This window comes from Methanosarcina vacuolata Z-761 (assembly GCF_000969905.1).
GTDB classification, from domain to species: domain Archaea; phylum Halobacteriota; class Methanosarcinia; order Methanosarcinales; family Methanosarcinaceae; genus Methanosarcina; species Methanosarcina vacuolata.
Map to the genome: position 1 here is coordinate 4,412,609 of NZ_CP009520.1, position 22,064 is coordinate 4,434,672.

The window sequence follows — 22,064 nt, forward strand, 5'->3', positions numbered from 1 at the left end:
CTTTCCCGGATTCGAAGTGTCGGTTCTTCTGGCAGCGTACTCTTACTCTTAGTTTCTTGTGTTCAGAGCGGTTTAATTTATCAATCCAGATCAAAAAGACAATCTCAAATTCAATAAAGGATTCAACCTCAAACCTGCCAGAAATACCAAAATTTTGCTATTATCTTTACGGGGAACATTTAAAATGGCTGAACAATCTGCACACGAAAAGTACGAATTTAAAAAGAAGCTTGAAAGCCTGAGGGACAAAAAAGGAAGAAGCACTGAATTAATTTCTCTTTATATCCCTGCTGACAAGCAGATTTTTGATGTTACGAACCAGTTGAAAGACGAACACGGACAGGCTGCAAATATCAAGTCCAAACTTACCAGGACTAACGTACAGGGAGCCATCGAATCTCTTCTTTCGAGGCTCAGATATCTTAACAAGGTCCCTGAAAACGGGATCGTTTATTTCACAGGAGCCGTGGATATCGGGGCTAATAAGACGAACATGGAGAGCGAAGTAATTATCCCTCCGGAACCCATTACTGTTTATAAATATCATTGCGACTCCTCTTTCTTTCTTGAACCCTTAGAGGAAATGCTCAAGGATAAAGGCACCTTTGGGCTTCTGGTGCTTGACCGAAGAGAAGCTACAGTAGGGCTTCTTGTCGGAAAAAGGATTCAGGCTTTCCGCAATCTTACCTCAACAGTTCCGGGAAAACAGAGGAAAGGTGGTCAGAGTTCTCATCGTTTCCAGCAGCTCAGGTTAATTGCTATCCATGATTTCTATAAGAGGATAGGAGACGCCGCAGATGATATTTTCCTCGCCGTTGAGCCTAAAGATCTCAAAGGTATCCTGATAGGAGGTCCTTCTCCTACAAAGGAAGAGTTCTACGCCGGGGAATTTCTGCACCACGAGCTTATGAGAAAGATCCTTGGACTCTTTGATACGGCTTACACTGACGAATCAGGGCTCTCGGAACTTGTGAATGCTGCCGCAGATAAGCTCCAGGACCTTGAGCTCATGGGACAGAAGAACGCTGTCAGGGCCTTCTTCAAAGAACTTATTTCCGACTCAGGCAAAGTAGCCTATGGGGAAACTCAGGTACGGGCAAACCTTGAAATCAATTCTGTGGAAGTGCTCCTGCTTTCCGAAGATCTGCGAGCTGAAAGGGTAACCACGAAGTGCAGTGTTTGCGGATATGAAAATAAGTGGACACGGCGCTGGAAACCCGGAGAATCTGCACCTACAGCCGGGAACTGCCCGAACTGTGGAGCTTCCCTTGAAGTTACGGATGTTACCGACATCGTTGACGAGCTCTCAGCCCTTGCTGACAAAAGCAATGCAAAAGTTATTTTCGTGTCTACAGACTTTGACGAAGGCTCGCAACTTATGAATGCTTTCGGAGGCATTGCTGCAATTCTCAGGTACAGTACTGGAGTCTGATTTCACTCTGACTCCCATCAAATACTTCCCATCAATATTTTTCGTCCAATAATTATTACCCAATACTTTTTTAATTAAACCGTCCTTAGATCACTGGATCAAAATTAGTAAATTAAAGCTATTGAATTAAAATCCGTAAATCAAATTTAGTGAATTAAAACTGTTAGATTAAGTTTAGTGAATAAAATTTAGTAAAGTGAGATTAGTGAACCAAAATTAAACTTAGTAAATTAAACTCAGTAAATTAAACTCAGTAAATTAAACTCAGTAAATTAAACTCAGTAAATTAAACTTAGTAAACTCAAGGCTATCACATTGTTTTCGTAGTTTTTACAGGTGATTTATCTTGTTCCTGGAACTAAAAGCTCAGGCTACATCAATCTTAAAAGACGCTATCCAAAAGGCCGGACTTGAAATTGAAGATTCCGAACTTTATTTCGAAACCTCATCTTACGCTGACCTCGCAAGCAGGGCCGCTTTCAGACTGGCAAGTCTGTACAGGCAAAACCCGAAAGAATTAGCAGCCCGTATTGTTTCTGCAGTTGAAATTCCGGATGGTTCGTACATAGGAGAAGTAAGTGCTGCTGGCCCTTACATTAACTTCCATGCTAGCAGGCGCTATCTGGACATAACGGTTACTACAGTCCTTAAAGAGAAGGAGAAATTTGGCTGTGGAGCTCCAAAGGATAAAATTTTACTTGAGCACACCTCAGCAAACCCGAATGGTCCCCTGCATGTAGGCCACATCCGAAACTCCATTATCGGAGACACTCTTGCCCGCATTCTCAGAAGAGCAGGATATGACGTGGAAGTACAGTATTATGTCAACGATATGGGCCGCCAGATTGCAGTAGTTTCCTGGGCGTGCGAACGCTTTGAGCTTGACCTTTCCAGAAAATCCGACTCTGCCATTGCTGATGTGTATATCAAAGCCAATGTCGAGCTGGATAAAAACCCGGAGTATGTAAAGGAAATCGACGCTCTGATGGAAAAGGTAGAAATAGGGGATGTCAAGACAATCGACAGTTTTTACAAGGCAGTTTCTCTGGCGGTTTCCGGGATCAAGGAGACCTTACTTCGTTTAAATGTTGTCCATGATAAATTTGTCAGTGAATCAACTTTCCTTAAATCCGGCGCAGTACATGATATTGTCGAGCGGATCAAAGCAACCGGAAGGACAAAAACAGACAAAGGTGCCCTCGTAGTAGACCTTTCGGACTACGGGTTTAAAAAAACCCTTGTTATCCAGCGTTCAAACGGCACTTCTCTTTACACAACCAGAGATCTTGCTTACCATGAATGGAAAGCCGGACAGGCAGACCGCATAATCGATGTCTTCGGAGCTGACCACAAGCTGATTTCAGGCCAGCTAAGGGCTACGCTGAACTCAATCGGGATCAAGGAACCTGAGGTTGTTATCTTCGAGTTTGTCTCCCTCCCTGAAGGTTCAATGAGCACCCGCCGTGGGCAGTTCATAAGTGCAGATGATCTATTTGACAGGGTTACGGAAGCTGCCCTTGAGCAGGTCGAAACCCGCCGTCCTGAAACCTCTGAAGAGTTCAAGAAGCAGGTTGCGGAAATGGTCGGAATTGGCGCGGTAAGATACGATATAGTAAGAGTCTCCCCGGAAAAGTCCACAGTTTTCAACTGGAAAGAGGCACTGGACTTTGAGAAACAGGGTGCTCCTTATATCCAATACTCCCATGCCCGCGCCTGCAGTATTCTCGAAAAAGCAAAAGAAGAAGCAGCCTGGGACCCCTCGGCAGAAATAGATTCTTCTCTGCTTGTTGAAGATACTGAAATCGATCTTATCAAGAAGATGGCGTCATTTGACAGCATAATCGACCTTGCAGCCCGCGAACTCAAGCCTCATGTGCTTGCAATCTACGCCCGCGAACTGGCAGATGCTTTTAACCAGTTCTACCGCTTTGTCCCTGTAATTGCTGCCGAGGACGAAAAAGTCAGGGCTTCAAGACTGGCTCTTGTGAACTGCGCAAGGATTGTGCTTGCAAACTCGCTTGACACGCTTGGAATTGCAGCGCCTGAATCTATGTAAAGATTTTTCCCCTTTTTTTCCTTTTTCTTCTCGATCTTTCCTTTTTCCCCTCTTTTTTCCTTTTTTCCCCTCGATCTTTCCTTTCTTTTTTTTCTTCAGTCTTACTTTTTGTTTTGCTATTTATGTGGATGTACGAGTTTAATACTTCCTGGGCACCTTCTAGAGACACTGGCTATTGAAAATCAGTTCTCCAATCCTGTACAGAAGGCCTTAAGAAAAATATAAAATCTTTTGCAGCAAAAAGGATAATTTACAAGTACTGCTGCAGGATATTATGACAACGATAAACGAAGCTTTTCGGATGTTCTTGAATGAACAGGAAGGCAACTTGAAACCTGATACCTTCCTGGACCTTGAAGATGTGATCCTTCTTTACGAGGAATTCCTTGAATTCAGTGCAGAAGATTCTTTTTCTGAAGAAGACAGAGAACTTTATAATACCCGGCACGAAAACGAAAACAGGAGTTACTGCGACATTTTCGGCCCTGAGCATCTCACCCCATCAGGAATTAAAGAATTCCTCGATGATTATGTAGTTGAGGTAGGAGGAGGCAAGAAGTTTATAGGTACAGCCGCGAAAGTCATTGAAAAATTCTTTGAATGGGCTCAGGAAAAAGGTTACATTGACGAGAAGGCTTTAGAAGTAAACAGCGAAGTTCTCAGGAAATATAAGAAAAGGTACTGATGTTGCGTAACTAGCAAAATGTCGTAAAAATCAATCGCAATTATTCAGAATCGTTAAATCCTTGAGGGTTGACGAGACAGTAAACAATGTGTTGAAGAAATTTTTTCTGAAATAGAGGCTTGAAAAGCCTGCTTTCAGGTAGTCCTTTTCCTTTTTTGCTCATTCTGTTAATCCCGTTAATTCTGTGGATTCCATTTATTTCGGTTATTTATTAAACATTTTGAATTTATTTATCCTTGGAAAGGGAGTAGGTCGGAAACTCTCAAAAGCAGGGCAAAATCTTGAAAAATTGGAAAAACAATTCTCTTATAGAACTGCCATGAAAACGATAGATGAAGCTTTTCGGGAATTTTTAAAAGAGCAAAAAAGAGAGTTGAGTCCCAGGACACATCGGGACTATGAAAATTTAATCTCTCTTTTTGAGGAATATCTCGATGTTTGTGCTTCTGATGACCTTTATGAAGAGGATCAGGAACTCTATAAAGAGAAGCATAAGAACGAGCATAAAGAATACTGCCAGATTTTTGACCTTGCGTATATTGTGCCTTCAGATATTGAATATTTCCTTGAGGATTATCTAATTAATGATTTTGGAGGGAGCGCGGCTTTCGTTGAAACTTCGCGGCGTTTTTTCCGTAAATTCCTGCCCTGGGCTTATGAAAAAGACTACCTTGATCCAGAGCATTATAGTGAACTTGCTAAGGTTGTAGGGAATATAAGAAAAAAAGGGAAAAAGACTGCTTCTCAAGTTCAGAAATTTGGCAGTTTGCTCTGCGATTATGTGGACGCACATCCGGCTGAGGAGAGTCCAGAGTGGAAAGAGGGAGATTTTGAGATCAGGAGAGTCGAACCCGGAAAGTTATGGGTAGAGGATTATCTGGACCCTTACATCGAAATCGGGCCTGTTAAGGTTTCGGAAGAAGTGAGTTCGCTGGCAAAGACAGGCTGGTACCTTAATTTCGGAATAGTAAAAGTCGGGGACTTCTGGCAGATAGTATATGTAGAGGGAGTTTCGTCCCGCTGTCCTTATTGAAAAGCTCGGCACTTTCTGGAATTATTGAATATCTCCGGGATTTTTAAAAGAAAAAGAATATCAAAGAACGGGAGGTAAGGTCGATAAAATGAAAACGACAGTCAGTAGGTCAATTCATGAAATTCTGAGGGAATTCCTGGCTGAACAGGAAGCCCGCCTGAGCTCTAAAACCTATTCTGGATATGAAGAGGCAATTTCTTTTTTCAGGACATATCTCAATAACTTCGGGCATCAGCACTTGAATAGGGCTGAGACTGAAAGATATGAAAAACTTGAAGCTTCCGAAGACAAGCAGTTCTGGGACATTTTTGGCCCTGAACACCTTCGCTCTTCGGAAATCTCTGATTTTCTGGCCGATTTCATGGTCAGAAAGGTTGCAGGCAGCAGGACCCTTATGGAAACAACAGGCAGGGTCATGTATAAACTGGTCAAATGGCTGCATGAAAAAGGTTACATGCCTGATAAAGAATATGAAGAAGCGGCTGAAAACGTAAAAGAACTCAAAACCGCCCTCCCGTTAGTTGGAGAAGTTACTGACCTGATCTGTGATTATGTAGAGCGACATCCGGTTGAAACCCGGTATACCAGTGACCTTGATGCATATTTCGATATCGTAAAAATCGAGCCTGGAAAGCTCTGGCTTGAAGACTACCTGGAATCAGGAAAACGCGTCGGGCCGGTTGTCGTTTCTGAGGAAATCAGTTCAAAGTGCAAAGTTGGCTGGACGGTGTCCCTCTGGGTTGCAAAAACGGGAAAGGTCTGGAGGATTCTCGAAAGTGGGAATGTGCTGCCCCGATGAGAAGAAAGTCCAGTTTTGTATTCTAACGGCCTATAAAGAGCCAATATGAGTTCTTCATGCCAATTTTTAAGATCGATGATTTACTTTAGTTTAATTAAAAGATTGTAAATAGGAAATGCCATGAAAAGTACGAAAGAAAAGACTCTACAGAAAGTTTTTCAGGAATTTCTGGCTGAGCAGCAGAGCGTCCTGAAGCCTCAGACCTATTCAGGAAGTAAACTTGCGATCAACTATTTCGAGCGTTATCTCAATGGCTATGGATCTGAAAATCTGACAGAGACGGAACTGGAGAGATACGAAGAGCTGTCTGAAGGCAAAGGAAAGGAATATTGTGAGATCTTTGGCCCCAGTCATCTCGGGCTCAAGGAAATGGAGTCTTTTCTCGGCCTTTTTATGGTTTTGAGGGTTGAAGCCAGTAAAAACTTCCTGGCTATTGTGGGAAGGGTTATGCACAAACTGGTGAAGTGGCTGCACGAGAAAGGGTATCTGGCTGACGGTGATTATAAAATAATGGACAGGAGAGTAAAAGAACTCAAGGCCGACCTCCCTATAGCGGTAGAAGTAAATGGCCTGATGTCTGAATATGCTGCAAAGTCTCCACGTGGGAAATACACGGAAGAGCTGAAAAGCCGCTTCACCATCAAAAAAATCGAGCCCGGAAAATTGTGGCTTGAGGATTTAATGGGCCCAGGAAAACTTACAGGGCCTGCTCTCGTTTCCGAAGGAATCAGTTCCATGTGCAAGACCGGCTGGACTGTAGTGCTCTGGATAGGGTAGACAGGAAGTGTGTGGAAGGTAATTGATAGTACGGTTGTGTATCCTATTACTGAATACTGACTTTCTGATCCTTTTTTGCTTTTTCTTCTCTTTTTCACTCTTTTTTGCCTTTTCTTACTTTTTTCACTTTATATTGTCTTTTTTGCCTTTTTTCACTCTTTCGTGCTCTTTTCAGTCTTATTTTTTCTGTTCTCCAGTCAAATGCCTGTAAACACTATCAAATAGAGCTCTCTTAAATATATCACCAAAATCTCTATCATCATTGATTTTTCTGGATACTTTGACTGCTATCAATTAGCATTATAGCTTTACTTTCATTTCAAACTTCCAACAATTTAGTCAACTGCTTATAATGTAGTTGAGACCATCAATAACTTGAAAATCCTGTTAAAAATTATTCTGAAACTCTGGATGATTTCTTCATTATTACCGAGATTAAAACCGGAAAACTCTGGTTTGAGAGTTATTCGGAAGGGAAAAATATTGGGCCTGTGCTTGTTTCAGAAAAAATCAGTTCCATGTGCAAGGTGGGTTGGACTATTTGCCTCCTGATTGCAAAAACAGGGAACAACTGGAGGGTTCTGGAAAGCGGGAACATGTATCCTTAATTGATATTTGATTGAAAAATCTTTTTTTAAAAAATTTCATCATGCTACGTAATACTCTTTTTTACCATTGGTACCAAGCGACTGATTAAGCGACTGATTAAGCGACTGATTATTTGTAAACTGAATAGTCACAAGCTATAAATTATAATTTATATTATTTGATATTCAGAGGATAAACTATGACCAACCGCGAACTTGTGCAACAAAAGAAAGAAACTCTTATCCAGATGACAGATGGATTTGCAGACAGCTACCTTGATGAAAACTATAAAATGCTGTGTCAAAAACTAATCAATAAAATGAGCCGGAAAAGGCAGGTCCCTTTTCTTTCAGGAAAGCTGGAGATATGGGCTGCTGCAGTAGTTTATGCGCTTGGGCAGATCAATTTTCTTTTTGATAAAAATTTTGAGCCCTATGTAAGTGCTACCGATCTCTGTGATTATTTTGGGACAAACCAGAGCACAACCTCTCAGAAAGCAAAGAAAATCCGCGATATGTTCAAAATGAGATATTTTAATGAGGAGTTCTCTACTGAAAGGATGAAAAATGATAATCCTTTGAATGAATTCGTAATGATCAATGGGTTTGTTGTTCCTATTTCTACTGTTATGAAAATATTGGAGGAAACAGAAGAAGAGTTGCTGAAAGAACTTGAACTGGAAGACGAAGATCTTGAAACTGAAGAAAAATGAGTTCAGGTCCCATTTCCCATTTCGTCAACTACACTGAGAATCTTCATTATTTTTGTATATTCTAATCGATTTAGATATTTTTCTCAGTTTCTTTCTATAGATCGCCAGCTGGCAAAGCGTATTTTTCGTAAGGTCTCTGAGCTGAAGGAGGACCCATTTCGCTATGTAACAAAACTGGTCGGGTCTCCAAATTACCAGTTGAGGGTCGGGGACTATAAGAGTGATTCTAGAGATTCAGGGTAGCTGCTTGAAAATACTCGTGCTTAAAATTGGGCACCGACGGGATATCTACAAATAAAATCTTTTTTGCTTTTACTTTGAATCCTTTACTTTGAATTCTTTACTTTGAATTCTTTACTTTGAATTCTCTATTTTGACTTATTTATTTTGAATTTTTAGCTCAAATCAATTCCAATACTTATAATACTTGATACTGTCTTACATAAGAGGTATGCAGGACATTATTTTTACTGATGGAGGCAGCCTTCCTACGCCCGAGGGTATTACAAGGGAATGGATAAAGACTGCGGCTGAAAACCGGGACGAAGATGAAAAACTTTTTTCTATTGTAAGAGAGGCTTTCCGGAGGAAAATCGATGTGGGACTGCATGTTCCCACTTATCCTCAGTTCAGGGATATGATAGGACAGTTTCTGGACATTATCAAAGACGAAAAAAACTGTTATGAACCTTATTTACTGAAAGAGGAAAATGCAAAAATCCTCGAGCTGGAGATCATTGACGAGGTTGCAAAACAGTACAGGGAAGAAACAGGAGAAACGCTTGAAGTCAGGGTTTGTATTGCAGGACCAACAGACCTATACCTCCAGGCCTTCGGGGCAACGGGTTATGCTGACGCTTATCATATCCTTGCACTGGATATTGAAGATTTCATAAAACAGGCGTTTTTAGCTGCGAAAAATTTCAAAATAAAGATCATAGCCCTGGATGAGCCAAGCCTCGGGATAAATGACAGAATCCAATTTTCTGATGCCGACATCGTCTCTGCTCTCACCGTCGCTTCCACTTACGCCCGGAAACAGGGAGCTGATGTGGGAATTCACCTTCATTCGCCGTTAAAATACAAACTTGTCTGCGAGACCCCTATTAATGTTATCGGTTTTGAATACGCGGCAACTCCTTCTTATCTGAACCTCCTGGATAAAAAAGTGCTTGAGGATTCAGACACCTATATCAGGCTCGGAGTCTCGAGAACCGATATTTCCAGTCTTATTGGCATTGTCAATGAAACGTATGGGGTTAATGTCTGGAAGGAAAAGGAGTATATGCAAAAAATCGTTACTGACCTGGAAACTCCGGCAGTTGTAAAAAAGAGGCTTGAAACGGCTTATTCTGCCCTTGGAGACCGGATAAAATATGCAAGTCCGGACTGCGGGCTGGCTTTCTGGCCGGACCAGGAGCTTGCCTTTAAACTTCTTGAGAATACCGCAAAAGGCATTAACGAGTTTAATGAAGAGAAGAGAAAACAGGAAGAGTAAATCTTTCTAATATTTCTTTTTAATATTTCTGTTTAATGTTCGATCTTTCTAATATTCGATCGTTTTAATGTTCGATCTTTCTAATATTCGAACAATTGAATAACAGAACAAAATTTTATTTTTTCTTAATTTTTTCTGTTTTTTTATATTTTATCTGTCTTTCCAATAACGCTAAATCCTTACAGGTCTACTAAGAGGATATGGAAGAAATCATCTTTGACGATATTGGGAGTTATCCCCTTCCTGACGGAGTCAGTAAGGAATGGGTCCAAAGTGCCTTTAAAACGAGAACCGAAGATGAGAAACTCTTTACGGTAATCAATGACGCCTTTCAGCAGAAAATAGATGCAGGTGTTAATGTTCCTACCTATCCTCAGTATCAGGATATGAATGAACAGTTCCTGAAGGTTATTAGAGACTCTAATTGCTGTGACGGCCCCTTTGAGGTAAAACTTGAATGTGCCAGGATTGAGGAGCTTGAGGCTATAGAGACGGTTGCAAAAGCCTATAAGGAACGATTCGGAGAAACACTCAAGGTTCGGGTCTGTGTAACCGGTCCAACTGAACTTTACCTGAAGGAATTTGGAGGCACACGGTATACGGATATCTATTCTATTTTTGCAAAAAGCGTGAATAATTTTGTAAGAAACTCCATGAGATCTGCAAAAAATTTCAAGATTGCAGCGGTTTCTATTGATGAACCAAGTATAGGGCTGAATCCTGAGCTTGCTTTTGATGAGAACGATATTATTTCTGCCCTTACCAGCGCCTCAAAAGCAGCCAGCAAATGGGGAGCCGACGTACAGATTCACCTTCATTCTCCTCTCTACTATAATATTGCCTGTCAGGTCCCCACAATAAACGTCATAGGAGTAGAATCCGCAGGCACGCCATCTTACCTGGAATTGATAGACAAGAAAACTCTGGAGGACACAGATTGCTTCCTGAGGCTTGGGATCGCAAGAACTGATGTCTATACCCTGGCAGGAATCATTAGTGAAAAGTACTGTACTAACGTCTGGAAAGAGCAGCAATACCTTCCAGAAATTGTTAGCGGACTTGAGACCCCGGCTACTATAACTAAAAGGCTGAAGGTTTATTACAGGCGTTTTGGCAACCTGATAAAGTATGTGGGTCCTGACTGCGGGCTGGGCTCCTGGCCTAACCAGAAAATAGCATTTATATTGCTTTCCAATATATCTCAGGGTATAAGGGATTTCAGGGAATCTCTCTAACCCCTGAATTTTTAATTGACTTTTATATTAAGTTCATCCCGAAAATCCACACCTGAAAAGTCCATGACTTGAGAAATCAGGCTATTTTTCTTATTCCAGTGGAAACTTTACTATAAGTTTTAAATTCTAAAAATTAGGCGATAGATATTAAAACACAGTGGAAATAAAGGGGTATTTTTATAATGTGTAAGATTTACATTGTTGAACTGATAAATCAATAGCATTAAGGTTTAATGCTATAACCTCAACTGTTTTACTTCAATTATCAGGATTTTTAATCACTTCTCAAGTCTCCCATGCCTTCTATCGATCTCGTCCATCATGTCCAGCATTTTTCGAATAGCGGTTCTGATAGCATCAGATTGACTGACAAATTTTTTGTTATCTCCCACATGCCTGTTAAGGTCATCCAGAAGTTCTTGAGGGATTTCAACACTTACTTTTGGCATTAGAGCTGCACCCATTGAGATGTTCTATATATTTAAAGTTTATTTGGAAATTGATTTTTAACAACTGATTTTTAACAACTGATTTTTAACAACTGATTTTTAACAACTGATTTTTAACAATTGATTTTTAACAATTGTTATAAGCTATTTTTAGCAATTACTATTTTTAGCAATTAATCATTTCCAAACATGCAACTGATATTTTAATAAGGAGCCCATCCTAAAACTAATTTCACCGTCAAATTAGTAAAATGTCAAAATTATTTTCGTGATTCGAAAATTTACTGATTATTGCGGATATGGGATTCAGAGTAATTTTGAGTTTTAGGGTCAGCTTATTATCAAATTATTGAGAGTATAACCTAAAATTAGTAAAATGATGCCTAAAATCAGTGAAAGAATATCTAAAATAAGTGAAATATACCCATAATCAGTTAAAGAATTCTCAAAAATAGATAACGATAGCGGGCCCGAAGGGATTTGAACCCCCGGCCTATGGATTAAGAGTCCATCGCTCTGCCTGACTAAGCTACGGGCCCACGCATTGTTATTATCATTAAATGAGCGATTCTCACAATGGAGTTTTAAATATTTATAAGTTTCGGCACAATCCCTTATCCTTCTAATCTTTTTGAAATAAAACCCTAATTTTATGGAGTCTATTCAGGCTTTCTCAAGAAAACACTTCATCAAAAATAGTTAGATTTAATAGAGAAATATCTTTTTATTCAGAATAATTTTATTTTTTTGATGAATTGTCCTTATTTATATATCTTTGAAATTAGAAACCAGAAGTCTGACAACCAGGGATTGAACATTTTCCAAACTTCATTATTTTCCTTTTTTAATAGATAATAAAGCAAAACGTTATATACAAGCGGATATGAGTATGACCAATTAATTGACTTATCCGAAGCTCTGTTGGGGATCAATTAATCAAATAGATTAAGTAGAGAATAGATTAAGTAGAATGTGTACTTCCTGAATTTGGGTTATCAAGTTTGGTTTGTCAAGTACTGCTTTTACTCTTTTCTGTCGATAGAGCTTTCTTAAGCTGATTAATAGAAGTTAAAGGAATGAATGTAATGTTTAGAGATGAACGTGCTCCTGTGCCCATTGAAGAGGGCGAAACCTACAATGTAACTATTCAGGATATTGCTCGCCAGGGAGACGGCATTGCCCGTATCGAAGGTTTTGTAGTTTTTGTCCCGAATACGAGTGTTGGCGATGAAGTCCAGATTAAGATCGAAAGAGTGCTTCCCAAATTTGCATTTGCAAGCATTGTAGAGTAAATGTGGGATAAAATAACTGCGTTAAATTAAAGTTAAATTCAGTAAATTAAAGGAATGATTTTTCATGTTCAGAGAAGAAAGTCGCTCAGTCCCTGTCGAAGAGGGCGAAGTTTACGATGTAACAATTCAGGACATTGCTCGTCAGGGAGACGGCATCGCTCGCATTGAGGGTTTTGTAGTCTTTGTCCCAGGCACCAAAGTTGGAGATGAAGTCCGGATTAAAGTCGAAAGGGTTCTTCCCAAGTTTGCATTTGCAAGCGTTGTCGAGTAAATGCAGAAAATAAAGTAACCACGTTAAATTCAGTAAATTAAAGGAATGATTTTTCATGTTCAGAGAAGAAAGTCGCTCAGTCCCTGTCGAAGAGGGCGAAGTTTACGATGTAACAATTCAGGACATTGCTCGTCAGGGAGACGGCATCGCACGTATTGAAGGTTTTGTTATCTTTGTCCCGGGCACCAAAGTTGGAGATGAAGTCCGGATTAAAGTTGAAAGGGTTCTTCCCAAATTTGCATTTGCAAGCGTTGTCGAGTAAATGCAGGAAATAAACCATATCAACTTCAATGAAGTCATTAGGAATGGTTTTCATGTTCAGAGATGAAAGTAGCTCTGTTCCTGTTGAAGAGGGCGAAGTTTACGATGTAACTATCCAGGATATCGCTCGCCAGGGAGACGGCATTGCACGTATTGAAGGTTTTGTTATCTTTGTCCCGGGCACCAAAGTTGACGATAAAGTCCGGATTAAAATCGAAAGGGTTCTTCCCAAATACGGTTTCGCCAGTCTCGTTGAATAAGCAGGTCATTTAAAAAGAGAAAAACCGAGACTGAAAAATGATATCTATATCTAATCTTCAGTCTCTTTTCCATTCACAGATATTATAATCTCCGGATATTCTATTACCGCGTACATTCCGAATACCTGCCAATTTAAGAAAATAATCACTTGATACTGGCCGTTTGGTTAATGGCTGACCATTATAATTATACTTTTGTGATTTTAAATTGTACAAATCAGACTACGTTTTTCGCTGTTTCTATCGATTATATTTTTCAGCTTACTTTGACAGGACAATATTTTTGCGATTTTTAGCATGTCGTTTATGCTTTAATTGTTTGTTCATGGCGTCTGATAGTGAACATTCGATGCTGTTAAATAATAGATATTCAATCATATTTTGGAAATTTAATTGACAAAGTTTTTGTAAATGCCTTGCAGAATAAGTATTTGCTTTATATCTATAACCGGGGAAAGTATCCCGGAGTGATCTCTAATGATTCGTTTTATCAAGTACCACCCCAGATCCAATACTTATGTCATTGAAAAACGAGCTTTTCTTGATGAGGATCTTACTCTGGATGGCAATGTAATCGTCGGGCAGGAAGTGAAGTTCTGGAAGAACCTCACAGTAACTGGTAAGCTTGAACTCGGAAAAGGTTCGGTTATTAGAGGCAATGTAAAAGCTAGAAGTGCTCTTGTCTGTTCTAAGGCAAAAATTCTGGGCAATATCGAAACAGCTTCTGAGCTTGTCCTTCTCGATAAAGCTAAAATAAATACCGCAGCCTGCCAGGGAGATATCCACGTCAGGCCTGGGTGCGTTCTTGACTTCGTAAAAGCAGACGGCACGCTTGAACTTATTGGAAAAGTTCTTGTCAGGAAAGTCGCGCCATTAACGAAAGTGATTATCCGGGCTGAAGAATAATCGAGAGTTTCCAGTGAACATTTAACTTTTTCTTTACCCCTTCGCACGGTGGCTTTATCTCCTTTTTGCCAAAGTCATAGACTTTACCTGTGAAATCTTTCTTCTTCCAGAAGTCTCAGGATGCGGTCTCTTAAACGGTTAACCTCTTGACTTGTCCTGGAGCGCGGGCGGGGCAGGTCAACTTTTACAATCTCTTTTATTCTTCCCGGTCTTGCGGTCATGACCACTATCCTGTCCGCGAGAACAACCGCTTCATCCACACTATGAGTTACGAAGAGGAAGGTCACGTGTTTTTGTTCCCATATCTTCAGAAGTTCATCCTGAAGGATATTTCTAGTCTGAGCATCCAGGGCCCCAAAAGGCTCATCCATAAGAAGGACTTCGGGCTCGTTGGCAAGGGCTCTTGCAATGGCTGCACGCTGCTGCATACCTCCGGAGAGTTCGTATGGATAGCTATTTTTGAACTGCTCCAGGCCCACAAGGTCTATATATTTCTCCACCTGCTTCCTGGCTTCAGTCTTACTAATTCCCTGCATTTCAAGTCCAAAAGTAATGTTATCGATGACTGTTCTCCAGGGAAATAGAGAATATTGCTGAAAGACCATACCTCTTTTGGGGTCCGGGCCAGTTATAGGGACTCCGTTCAGTGTAATTTCTCCTGAAGTCTGGGTTTCAAGTCCAGCAGTAATGCGTAGCAGAGTGGTCTTCCCACAGCCGGACGGTCCCAGAAGGCAGATAAACTCTCCATCTTCTACATCAAAGCTCACATCGTGTAAAGCTTCAGTGCCTACATTCTCTTCTTTTTTAGTAAAGATACGTGAAACATTTTTTACACTTACTCTGCCCATCTTATACCACAGTTCCTGATGTCCATCTCAGTAATTTTGCGTCTACATAATATCTGAAGAAACGGTCAATTAAAAGACCAACAAATCCGAGCAGCAACATATAAACAAGTACGAAATCCATCCTGTGCATGTAGTAATTGTGCCATATCTCATATCCGAGTCCGCTGTCGCTTCCCATCATTTCTGCAGCTACAAGGCACATCCAACCTACACCCATGGCAATCCTGATTCCTGCAACAATTGAGGGCATGGCTGAGGGAATTGCAATATAACGTATAAGGTCCATGTTTCGGGTACAGCCAAGAACTCTTGCGGCTTCAACATAAACCTTCGGTACGTTCTTAAAGCCTGTATATGTATTAATGATAATTGGAAAAACCATTCCTACAAACACAACAAAACCTGCGGCCTGGTGGGTAAGCCCAAACCATATGATGGCAAAGGGAATCCAGGCAATAGGAGGGATAGGACGCAGTATCTCTATTATAGGGTCAGCTGCTCTGTTTATTTTCTTGAACCATCCCATAGCTATTCCCAGGGGAATTCCAATTACAAAAGCGCCAGCAATACCAATTGAAAAGTTAATTAGGCTAGTAGATACATCTGTAAAAATTAGCCCACTCTTTACAATTGCAGAAAAAGAAATTATCACATCATAAAAACTAGGCAGCTTAAATTTATTCTGTACAATCACGTCTGCTGCAAGCTGCCATATTGCAATTGCAACTATGAGAGATAACGCTTCAACGCCTTTTTCTTTAACTGTTTTTATGAAGTTAACGTTCATGTCTAATTAAAAGAATTCTTACCTTTTTATCTTTCCGGCAGACTTCATTTTTCAGAAAAAATAAGGGTTCAATTGCCTTCTATAAAGCCGAAGCAGTTGAACCCTTTATTTAGAGTTCTCTTTTTCTTCAGTTACTCTTATTTTTAGTTCTCACTCATGACTTTATCATAGAAACTTGTGTCAAAGATTTCTTCCTTGGTCAGAGATTTCGGAATATACCCAAGGTCATGCTGAACCTTTGAGTAATTGACAGCTGAGTCTTCAATCAAGGTTGGATCTGTGATCCATGCACCATCCCATTCCTTAAGAGATTCCTTTACAGTGTCAAGATCCTCTGTAGTCTTATTTGAAAAAATCTGAGCAGCTTCGTCCACATGTTCCTGATTATACTTGGTTGCCTTAATATGGGTCTTTACAATCTGCTCCACAATATCGGGGTGCTCCCTGATAAGTTTTCCACTTACGACAAGTACACAGCAAGAATGATTTGCTTCCATCTCTCCAGACTGCACTATAGTACGCCCAATATTTTCCTTTTCTACAACTGCCGGAGAGGGATGAGGCAGAAACACAGCATCAACCTGTTTAGCTGAAATAGCGGTGACAGCATCTCCTGGAGTCATTCCAAGGATTTTCACATCTTTATCAGGATCAAGTCCGTTTTCCTTGAGCCAGTTTCTGAGCAGGGTATCCTGAATAGTTCCTGGTGGGTAAGTAGCGATCTTAAGGCCCTTTAAGTCTTGAGGGCTTTTGTAGTTGTATTCGTTACGAAGAACAAGACTTGAACCGTTTATCTGGACAGGCGCAACAATCTTTGCGTCAAGGCCCTGGCTGAGAGCTGTAATTACAGGAGCTGACCCTACATAGGCGGCATCCAGGTCTCCAGCCAGCATAGCCTGCATTTCAGGGGCTCCTGTAGGAAACTGGTATTCATTAATTTTCGTAATTCCATATGGTGCAAGGTCTTCTTTCCACCATCCTTTTTCAGCCGCAGTCATATATGCGATCTGATGGGTGCTTGGCTGATAACCAATATTCAGCTCAGTAATTGTAGTGGTCTCTTCAGGTCCGGTTTCGTTCTCAGATACATTTCCTTTATTGGATGCACAGCCGGATACGAAAATAGATGCGACCAACAAGAAAGTAAGTATAAGTATGCCTAGTTTTTTCAAAGTTCCACCTCAATTAATCCTTACAACTGGTAATAGTCCTGCTGATAATTATCCATGTGCTGATAATTATCCATGTGCTGATAATTATCCATGTGCTGATAATTATCCATGTGCTGATAATTACCATGTGCTGATAATTATCCATGTGTTGATAATTAATCATGCACTGATAATCTGTATTGATAATTATCCATGTACTGACAGTAGTCCATATACTGATAATCAATCATGTACTGATAATCTGTATTGATAATTACCATGTACTGACAATAGTCCATATACTGATAATGAACCATATAAAATGATAACTTTCATTACTACTTTCATTACTAAATACTGTTTGAAATCGAGATTTCCTATCGAAAAATCACAGACTTTTATCTTTTTTGTCAGCTTTCCATAAACTCTTTTGCAAGAGAGTTTGTACTTCTCCAGAAGAATCCCGGTAAAAATAAAAAGTAAATATCTAACGGTATATTAATATTTTTACAATTTCCTATATATATTATCTCAAAGTAGCCTTGATTATATCCCAAATGTATTAATATATCGGGATATATTTCTCATTAAGGACTAAATTTCCTGTGAAATGTAGATTAAAATGTACATTATTTTTTGTTGTTTAAAACTCTTTACAGGACTTAAAAGGTTGAATTTTATGAATGTTGCAGACAAAGTTATCAAATCCGCATTTGAATCCGATGAAGTTTTTCAAAAAACGCTTTCCACTGTAATAAAAGAGGATCTTAACCTCACTGCTGTGGATTTCGCGAAAAAAGCGAATATCCCGCCGAGTACTCTTTACAAGATCCTGTCAGGGAACCGGGACCCCAACATTAAAACTCTCCGCCAGATAGTGAAAACTATCCGCGATATTAAAGAAACAGATAGTGGAGATTTTATAGCTGTGATTGCAGCTCGCTCGGTGCTTGACAACATAGTAGAAACAAAGAAAAAGATAGCTGGTAGGCTGGTCACAATAAGGGAATATTCGGCAACCTCAATGGAAGAAGCCATAATAGCAGCCGTTAACGCTGAAAGAGATGGAGCAAAAGCCCTTGTTTGCGCCCCTATAGTGAGCCCGACAGTGGAAAAGATCCTCAACATTCCAGTAACAACCATTATTCCAAAGAACAGCCTTATAGACGCCATTGAACTTGCGCTCAAAAAGATGGAGTAAAACTGCATAGAGTGCTAGAAATAAATGCTGCGTCGCGTGGAACAAAAAGTTTCCTGAAATAAAAGATACTGAATATCTGTCAGCAAAACCCTGAAAGACTGCTGAACGTAAATCAAATTTGAACTGTTCTAAAAATAGGAAGAACCCGCGTTTTGGGTTAACGCGGGAATTTTAAGTTATATTCTCTTTTGTTTTTGAATTTTTTGTTTTCCTGTAGCTTTATTTCTTTGGTTTCACCGAGTTAATAAGTTCTTTTACCTGTTCAGATAGCTTTGACATGTCTCCGCCACCCTTGGTGAAGTAATAAGCAGCTCCACCGATTATTAACAGGACAATGAATCCAAGAATATAGAGCATTAAGGAAGATTTTTCCTTTACAGTGTAGGTTGAGTTTTCTCCTCCAATTTCAACCTTGTAGGTTCCCGGAACCTCTTCTGCATGCTCAAAGGTTACAGTGGTATTGTTCCCAATGCCCAGGGAAACGTCTTTTGAGTCACTTATGTTTCCGTTAATAAGCAACTCCACACTTTCATTTCCTGCAGCATTGCCTGTATTTTCGACACTAACTGAGATTGTCGTATCCTTACCTGCACTTACCTCTAAAGGATCGATTACCAGGTTTGAGTATGTGTAGTTAGCTTCCAAATCTTTTACTTTTACATTTATTTCCTGGTCTTCGAATCCTTCTTTTGTTAAGCCCAGTTCAAGAGTGCCTCTTTTATCTGTCTTATAGGTAGCTTTTCCGCTGGAATCTGTTTGACCAATGATTTTTCCGTCAATCGATACGTTTGCACCATCAATTGGATCGCCGCCGATTGACTTGACAGCTTCAATGTTCAGGGTATCGCCTACATAAACTGTCTCAGGTGAAACATTAACTGTCATTTCCTCTTTTGGAGCACTGACATTAATATTTTTATTTGCAGTTTTGTAGTCATCCTTTTCTGCAGTTATCTTCAAAGTTCCGACGTCTTTGGCTGTATACTCAACAACTCCATCACCATCGGTTTCGCCTACACTACTTTCGTTAACCGAAACATTAGCGCCTTTTATAGATTCATTACCAGCAGTTACTTCGATATCAAACGAATTTCCGGCATAAATCTTATCAGGAACACTTATTTTCAGGGAATTGTTGTCGCTTCCATTACCGCCGGTTTCAACTTCCACGAAGGGGTAGAACCTGAGAGTATCGTCATTAGCAGTCTTGAAACTGACATTGCCCATTATCTCGGAGGTTTCATCTTTTCCAAGACCGATGCTATCATCGTTTTTCATTATAATGCCACTTTCAGAGACGCTTGTGACCTCCATATCGCCAAAAGTATCTCCATTATTGATTTCGGTGTACTGGTCCGAGAGCTGGAAGATTCCCTGTACAAAGACAGCAGAGGTCTCACTTCCTTGGAAAACCGTGCCGAAATGGACTATAATCAGCGGTACGTTTTCCGCGTCTCCAAGATCAGTTTCATAGACATAGTCATCGCCCGAGCTGAGGAATGCCTCGTCTACTACATCACCATCTTTTTCAAGCTGAACCCAGACAGATTCTCCATTGACATCGACTTCTTTGATATTCAAAGAATAACCCTCTTCAAGGGTAAGGGCAGAACCTGAATCCATAGACCTTTTGTCGTCGCTGTCTGTAAGGACTTTACAGAGAATATTATCCGAAAGAAGGCTCACATCATCAACAGCTCCTTCAACGGAACCATCAGTATACCCGGCAAAGTACTTGTCTGCCATGAAACCAATAACTGTGAAATTGCCCCATTCGTCGTGATCAAAATCAACCGCCTGTGGTGTTGATTTGTAGACAAGGTTATCTGCAGGTATATTCCTGCCGTCAAGCTCTTCTACTGTAAGATTTTCAGTCCCAATTCCCTCATCTATGTTGTAATAGAAACCTTCAAAGTTAAAGGGCGTCCAGCTAGGGAGTGAATCACCATCGATATCCTCATCATAGACAGTCCCGCGAAGCTCGTATGTACCGGCTTCCGAGGTGTCAAGTATCGGGGCAAAGCGCAGTGTATCATCATCAGCTACCTGAATCTGTATTTTACCCATAAGGTCTACTGTGTCTCCCTTATCAAATCCGACGCTATCATCATTCTCCATCTTTATTTCACTGCTGCTAACGGAAGTTACTTCCATTTCCCCAAAAGTATCTCCGTTTTCAACTTCTACATAATCATCCGAAATCTGGAAGAGACCCTGTATGAAGACAGCAGAGGTTTCAGCTCCTTCAAAAACCGTGCCTATATGGGCAATGATTATGGGCACATCTTCTGAGTCTCCAAGATCAGTTTCATAGACATAGTCGTCGCCCGATTTGAGGAATGCTTCGTCTACTACATCACCATCTTTTTCAAGCTGGACCCAGACAGATTCTCCATTGACATCAACTTCCACGATATTCAGTGAATATCCTTCTTCGAGAACAAGAGAATCTCCGGCGTTTGCTGATTTTTTATCGTCAGTGTCTATGAGAATCTTGGAAAGAACCCCATCAGAAATAGGGCTGATGTCATCTCCTATAACTGTGGAATTATTTTCAGTATAGCCTGCAAAGTATTTCTCTGCCATGAACCCGATTATCTGATATGAACCCCATTTACTGTATTCAAAATCAGTCTCAGTAGGTTTTGTGGAGTACTCAATATTTCCTGATTTTATGCTGCTACCTATATCTGTAATGGTCATTTCTTCTGAGGATACTCCGGAATCAAGATCATAGTAGAAGCCTGAGTAACTCTGGGCAGTCCATGTGTAAGTTGTGGGCATTCCTTTTTCCCAGATCCTATTCCCAGTTGAATTATCTGTAGAAGACCCGACGCTTACAGTCCATGTTTTTGTCGAATCATCGTAAGTACCATTAGGATCACTTACCACTGCCTTGAGGGTATAATTTCCTGCACTGTCTTCTTCAAAGTCGTATGAAGAAGAGGTTACACTTTCATCTTTTTTCTTTGATTCGCTATCAACAAGCCACTCAACATTAATATCCTGGTCGTCCGTGCTGGAGTTGACCTGGAAAGTTTTAGATGCTCCTTTATCGACTGAAACAGTTCCTTCGGAGGGGTCAACATTAACAGATAATCCTCCGACCGTTGATATTTTCCATTTCCAGGATTTTTCTACACTGCCATTTTCGTTTTCTGCACTCATTTTAATTGTATGCATGCCCTGTGTTGCAGAAGTATTGATATATGATGAATCAGTGACAGAATTGTTTTCCTGAACCTGGACATCATCAACATACCATGTCATATTTGAAGTCTGGCTAATAGTTGCATTAAATTTTCTTGATTGTCCTACGTTATTGTTAACGGTTGTGTATGAAGGGAAAAATGATGTGATTTGCGGTACATCCGACCCTCCGGTTACACTCCAGGTTCTACTCCCTCCAGTTGACTGAACAATCGCTTTGACGTCGTATGTACCTTGCGTAACGGTGTGATTGAGGGTAGAGGTATTCGTTGCACTATCATACGATGTTTCGGAAACATTGCTTCCATCAATCTGCCAGTCAATAGTTGCTGACTCGTTTGTTTGAATGCTAAAATCTTGAATCTCGCCGACTGTCTTATTGACCGTCGCATTGTCTCCAGGCGATGCTGCTATTATACTCGGAGCTGCAGCTGCAGTTCCGCAAAATAGCCCTAGCACCAGAATTGCTGTAAATATTTGTAAACTAGCTTTTTTCATGTTCTATCCTTCTGAACCTTGTGCATAAATTATTATGAATTTAGTCAGTTTCTCCTGAGACTTGCTCGATTTTTGTAAGTTTTTTGGGCTTATCAATCAAGAGTTTCTAAATTTT

20 protein-coding genes and 1 tRNA gene are annotated in these 22,064 nt (G+C 40.3%); 15 read left to right on the top strand and 6 right to left on the bottom strand.

From position 1 onward, the window contains the following. Positions 1–184: 184 nt before the first annotated feature. The 9 genes from prf1 (at position 185) to MSVAZ_RS18305 (ending at position 10,815) form a co-directional block, all read left to right on the top strand. On the top strand, positions 185–1,432 hold the full coding sequence (gene prf1, locus MSVAZ_RS18265; RefSeq protein ID WP_048123334.1) for a peptide chain release factor aRF-1: 1,248 nt from the start codon (positions 185–187) through the stop codon (positions 1,430–1,432). Between the two features lie 346 nt (positions 1,433–1,778). Continuing rightward, complete coding sequence (gene argS / locus MSVAZ_RS18270; protein WP_048123336.1) at positions 1,779–3,488, top strand: arginine--tRNA ligase; 1,710 nt, start codon at positions 1,779–1,781, stop codon at positions 3,486–3,488. Positions 3,489–3,762: 274 nt separating this feature from the next. Further along, positions 3,763–4,173, top strand: coding sequence for a hypothetical protein (locus tag MSVAZ_RS18275; RefSeq protein WP_048123338.1), 411 nt, complete (start codon positions 3,763–3,765; stop codon positions 4,171–4,173). Between the two features lie 319 nt (positions 4,174–4,492). Further along, positions 4,493–5,206, top strand: coding sequence for a hypothetical protein (locus MSVAZ_RS18280; protein ID WP_157206134.1), 714 nt, complete (start codon positions 4,493–4,495; stop codon positions 5,204–5,206). Positions 5,207–5,294: 88 nt separating this feature from the next. Continuing rightward, positions 5,295–6,005, top strand: coding sequence for a hypothetical protein (locus MSVAZ_RS18285; protein ID WP_048123343.1), 711 nt, complete (start codon positions 5,295–5,297; stop codon positions 6,003–6,005). A 120-nt stretch (positions 6,006–6,125) separates the two neighbouring features. Next, positions 6,126–6,782, top strand: coding sequence for a hypothetical protein (locus MSVAZ_RS18290; protein WP_048123345.1), 657 nt, complete (start codon positions 6,126–6,128; stop codon positions 6,780–6,782). Positions 6,783–7,569: 787 nt separating this feature from the next. Beyond that, positions 7,570–8,082, top strand: coding sequence for a DUF6398 domain-containing protein (locus MSVAZ_RS18295; protein ID WP_048123348.1), 513 nt, complete (start codon positions 7,570–7,572; stop codon positions 8,080–8,082). Between the two features lie 451 nt (positions 8,083–8,533). Further along, the gene (locus MSVAZ_RS18300; protein WP_048123350.1) at positions 8,534–9,580 is read left to right on the top strand and encodes a methionine synthase; all 1,047 of its coding nucleotides are present in this window, start codon (positions 8,534–8,536) and stop codon (positions 9,578–9,580) included. Positions 9,581–9,780: 200 nt separating this feature from the next. Continuing rightward, positions 9,781–10,815, top strand: a complete 1,035-nt coding sequence (locus tag MSVAZ_RS18305) for a methionine synthase (protein WP_048123352.1) — start codon at positions 9,781–9,783, stop codon at positions 10,813–10,815. A gap of 278 nt (positions 10,816–11,093) precedes the next feature. On the opposite strand, the gene MSVAZ_RS18310 is transcribed toward MSVAZ_RS18305, so the two are convergent. Together MSVAZ_RS18310 and MSVAZ_RS18315 are read right to left on the bottom strand one after the other, a co-directional pair. Further along, positions 11,094–11,264: a ribbon-helix-helix domain-containing protein gene (locus MSVAZ_RS18310; RefSeq protein ID WP_011306041.1), complete on the bottom strand. Its 171-nt coding sequence runs from the start codon at positions 11,262–11,264 to the stop codon at positions 11,094–11,096. A gap of 465 nt (positions 11,265–11,729) precedes the next feature. Next, positions 11,730–11,803: transfer RNA gene (locus MSVAZ_RS18315), tRNA-Lys, on the bottom strand. A gap of 546 nt (positions 11,804–12,349) precedes the next feature. On the opposite strand from MSVAZ_RS18315, the gene MSVAZ_RS18320 reads away from it, so the two are divergent. The 5 genes from MSVAZ_RS18320 (at position 12,350) to MSVAZ_RS18340 (ending at position 14,254) form a co-directional block, all read left to right on the top strand. Further along, positions 12,350–12,556: a TRAM domain-containing protein gene (locus tag MSVAZ_RS18320; RefSeq protein WP_048123355.1), complete on the top strand. Its 207-nt coding sequence runs from the start codon at positions 12,350–12,352 to the stop codon at positions 12,554–12,556. Between the two features lie 64 nt (positions 12,557–12,620). After that, on the top strand, positions 12,621–12,827 hold the full coding sequence (locus tag MSVAZ_RS18325) for a TRAM domain-containing protein (RefSeq protein WP_011306043.1): 207 nt from the start codon (positions 12,621–12,623) through the stop codon (positions 12,825–12,827). Between the two features lie 55 nt (positions 12,828–12,882). Further along, positions 12,883–13,089, top strand: coding sequence for a TRAM domain-containing protein (locus MSVAZ_RS18330; RefSeq protein WP_011033303.1), 207 nt, complete (start codon positions 12,883–12,885; stop codon positions 13,087–13,089). A 52-nt stretch (positions 13,090–13,141) separates the two neighbouring features. Next, positions 13,142–13,348, top strand: a complete 207-nt coding sequence (locus MSVAZ_RS18335) for a TRAM domain-containing protein (RefSeq protein ID WP_048123358.1) — start codon at positions 13,142–13,144, stop codon at positions 13,346–13,348. 477 nt (positions 13,349–13,825) lie between these two features. Then, the gene (locus tag MSVAZ_RS18340; protein WP_048123360.1) at positions 13,826–14,254 is read left to right on the top strand and encodes a bactofilin family protein; all 429 of its coding nucleotides are present in this window, start codon (positions 13,826–13,828) and stop codon (positions 14,252–14,254) included. Positions 14,255–14,337: 83 nt separating this feature from the next. Here the strand turns inward: MSVAZ_RS18340 and MSVAZ_RS18345 are convergent, their stop codons facing one another. The 3 genes from MSVAZ_RS18345 to MSVAZ_RS18355 form a co-directional block, all read right to left on the bottom strand. After that, a complete protein-coding gene (locus MSVAZ_RS18345; RefSeq protein ID WP_048123362.1) occupies positions 14,338–15,102 on the bottom strand; it encodes an ABC transporter ATP-binding protein in 765 nt (254 codons plus the stop codon). A 1-nt stretch (position 15,103) separates the two neighbouring features. Beyond that, positions 15,104–15,889, bottom strand: coding sequence for an ABC transporter permease (locus tag MSVAZ_RS18350; RefSeq protein ID WP_048123364.1), 786 nt, complete (start codon positions 15,887–15,889; stop codon positions 15,104–15,106). 143 nt (positions 15,890–16,032) lie between these two features. Next, positions 16,033–17,061 carry an ABC transporter substrate-binding protein gene (locus MSVAZ_RS18355; protein WP_048123366.1) on the bottom strand — a complete coding sequence of 343 codons (1,029 nt, stop codon included), beginning with the start codon at positions 17,059–17,061 and terminating at the stop codon, positions 16,033–16,035. A 658-nt stretch (positions 17,062–17,719) separates the two neighbouring features. Here MSVAZ_RS18355 and MSVAZ_RS18360 point away from each other — a divergent pair. Further along, positions 17,720–18,241, top strand: a complete 522-nt coding sequence (locus tag MSVAZ_RS18360; RefSeq protein WP_048123368.1) for a helix-turn-helix domain-containing protein — start codon at positions 17,720–17,722, stop codon at positions 18,239–18,241. Between the two features lie 219 nt (positions 18,242–18,460). Here the strand turns inward: MSVAZ_RS18360 and MSVAZ_RS18365 are convergent, their stop codons facing one another. Beyond that, a complete protein-coding gene (locus MSVAZ_RS18365; protein ID WP_048123369.1) occupies positions 18,461–21,949 on the bottom strand; it encodes an S-layer protein domain-containing protein in 3,489 nt (1,162 codons plus the stop codon). Positions 21,950–22,064: the final 115 nt, after the last annotated feature.

Excerpts from the sequence above, each read along its gene's own strand:
- prf1 (WP_048123334.1), top strand. The coding sequence starts at position 185 with ATGGCTGAACAATCTGCACACGAAAAGTACGAATTTAAAAAGAAGCTT.
- MSVAZ_RS18275 (WP_048123338.1), top strand. The coding sequence starts at position 3,763 with ATGACAACGATAAACGAAGCTTTTCGGATGTTCTTGAATGAACAGGAA.
- MSVAZ_RS18280 (WP_157206134.1), top strand. The coding sequence starts at position 4,493 with ATGAAAACGATAGATGAAGCTTTTCGGGAATTTTTAAAAGAGCAAAAA.
- MSVAZ_RS18285 (WP_048123343.1), top strand. The coding sequence starts at position 5,295 with ATGAAAACGACAGTCAGTAGGTCAATTCATGAAATTCTGAGGGAATTC.
- MSVAZ_RS18290 (WP_048123345.1), top strand. The coding sequence starts at position 6,126 with ATGAAAAGTACGAAAGAAAAGACTCTACAGAAAGTTTTTCAGGAATTT.
- MSVAZ_RS18295 (WP_048123348.1), top strand. The coding sequence starts at position 7,570 with ATGACCAACCGCGAACTTGTGCAACAAAAGAAAGAAACTCTTATCCAG.
- MSVAZ_RS18300 (WP_048123350.1), top strand. The coding sequence starts at position 8,534 with ATGCAGGACATTATTTTTACTGATGGAGGCAGCCTTCCTACGCCCGAG.
- MSVAZ_RS18305 (WP_048123352.1), top strand. The coding sequence starts at position 9,781 with ATGGAAGAAATCATCTTTGACGATATTGGGAGTTATCCCCTTCCTGAC.
- MSVAZ_RS18310 (WP_011306041.1), bottom strand. The coding sequence starts at position 11,264 with ATGCCAAAAGTAAGTGTTGAAATCCCTCAAGAACTTCTGGATGACCTT.
- MSVAZ_RS18320 (WP_048123355.1), top strand. The coding sequence starts at position 12,350 with ATGTTTAGAGATGAACGTGCTCCTGTGCCCATTGAAGAGGGCGAAACC.
- MSVAZ_RS18325 (WP_011306043.1), top strand. The coding sequence starts at position 12,621 with ATGTTCAGAGAAGAAAGTCGCTCAGTCCCTGTCGAAGAGGGCGAAGTT.
- MSVAZ_RS18330 (WP_011033303.1), top strand. The coding sequence starts at position 12,883 with ATGTTCAGAGAAGAAAGTCGCTCAGTCCCTGTCGAAGAGGGCGAAGTT.
- MSVAZ_RS18335 (WP_048123358.1), top strand. The coding sequence starts at position 13,142 with ATGTTCAGAGATGAAAGTAGCTCTGTTCCTGTTGAAGAGGGCGAAGTT.
- MSVAZ_RS18340 (WP_048123360.1), top strand. The coding sequence starts at position 13,826 with ATGATTCGTTTTATCAAGTACCACCCCAGATCCAATACTTATGTCATT.
- MSVAZ_RS18345 (WP_048123362.1), bottom strand. The coding sequence starts at position 15,102 with ATGGGCAGAGTAAGTGTAAAAAATGTTTCACGTATCTTTACTAAAAAA.
- MSVAZ_RS18350 (WP_048123364.1), bottom strand. The coding sequence starts at position 15,889 with ATGAACGTTAACTTCATAAAAACAGTTAAAGAAAAAGGCGTTGAAGCG.
- MSVAZ_RS18360 (WP_048123368.1), top strand. The coding sequence starts at position 17,720 with ATGAATGTTGCAGACAAAGTTATCAAATCCGCATTTGAATCCGATGAA.
- MSVAZ_RS18365 (WP_048123369.1), bottom strand. The coding sequence starts at position 21,949 with ATGAAAAAAGCTAGTTTACAAATATTTACAGCAATTCTGGTGCTAGGG.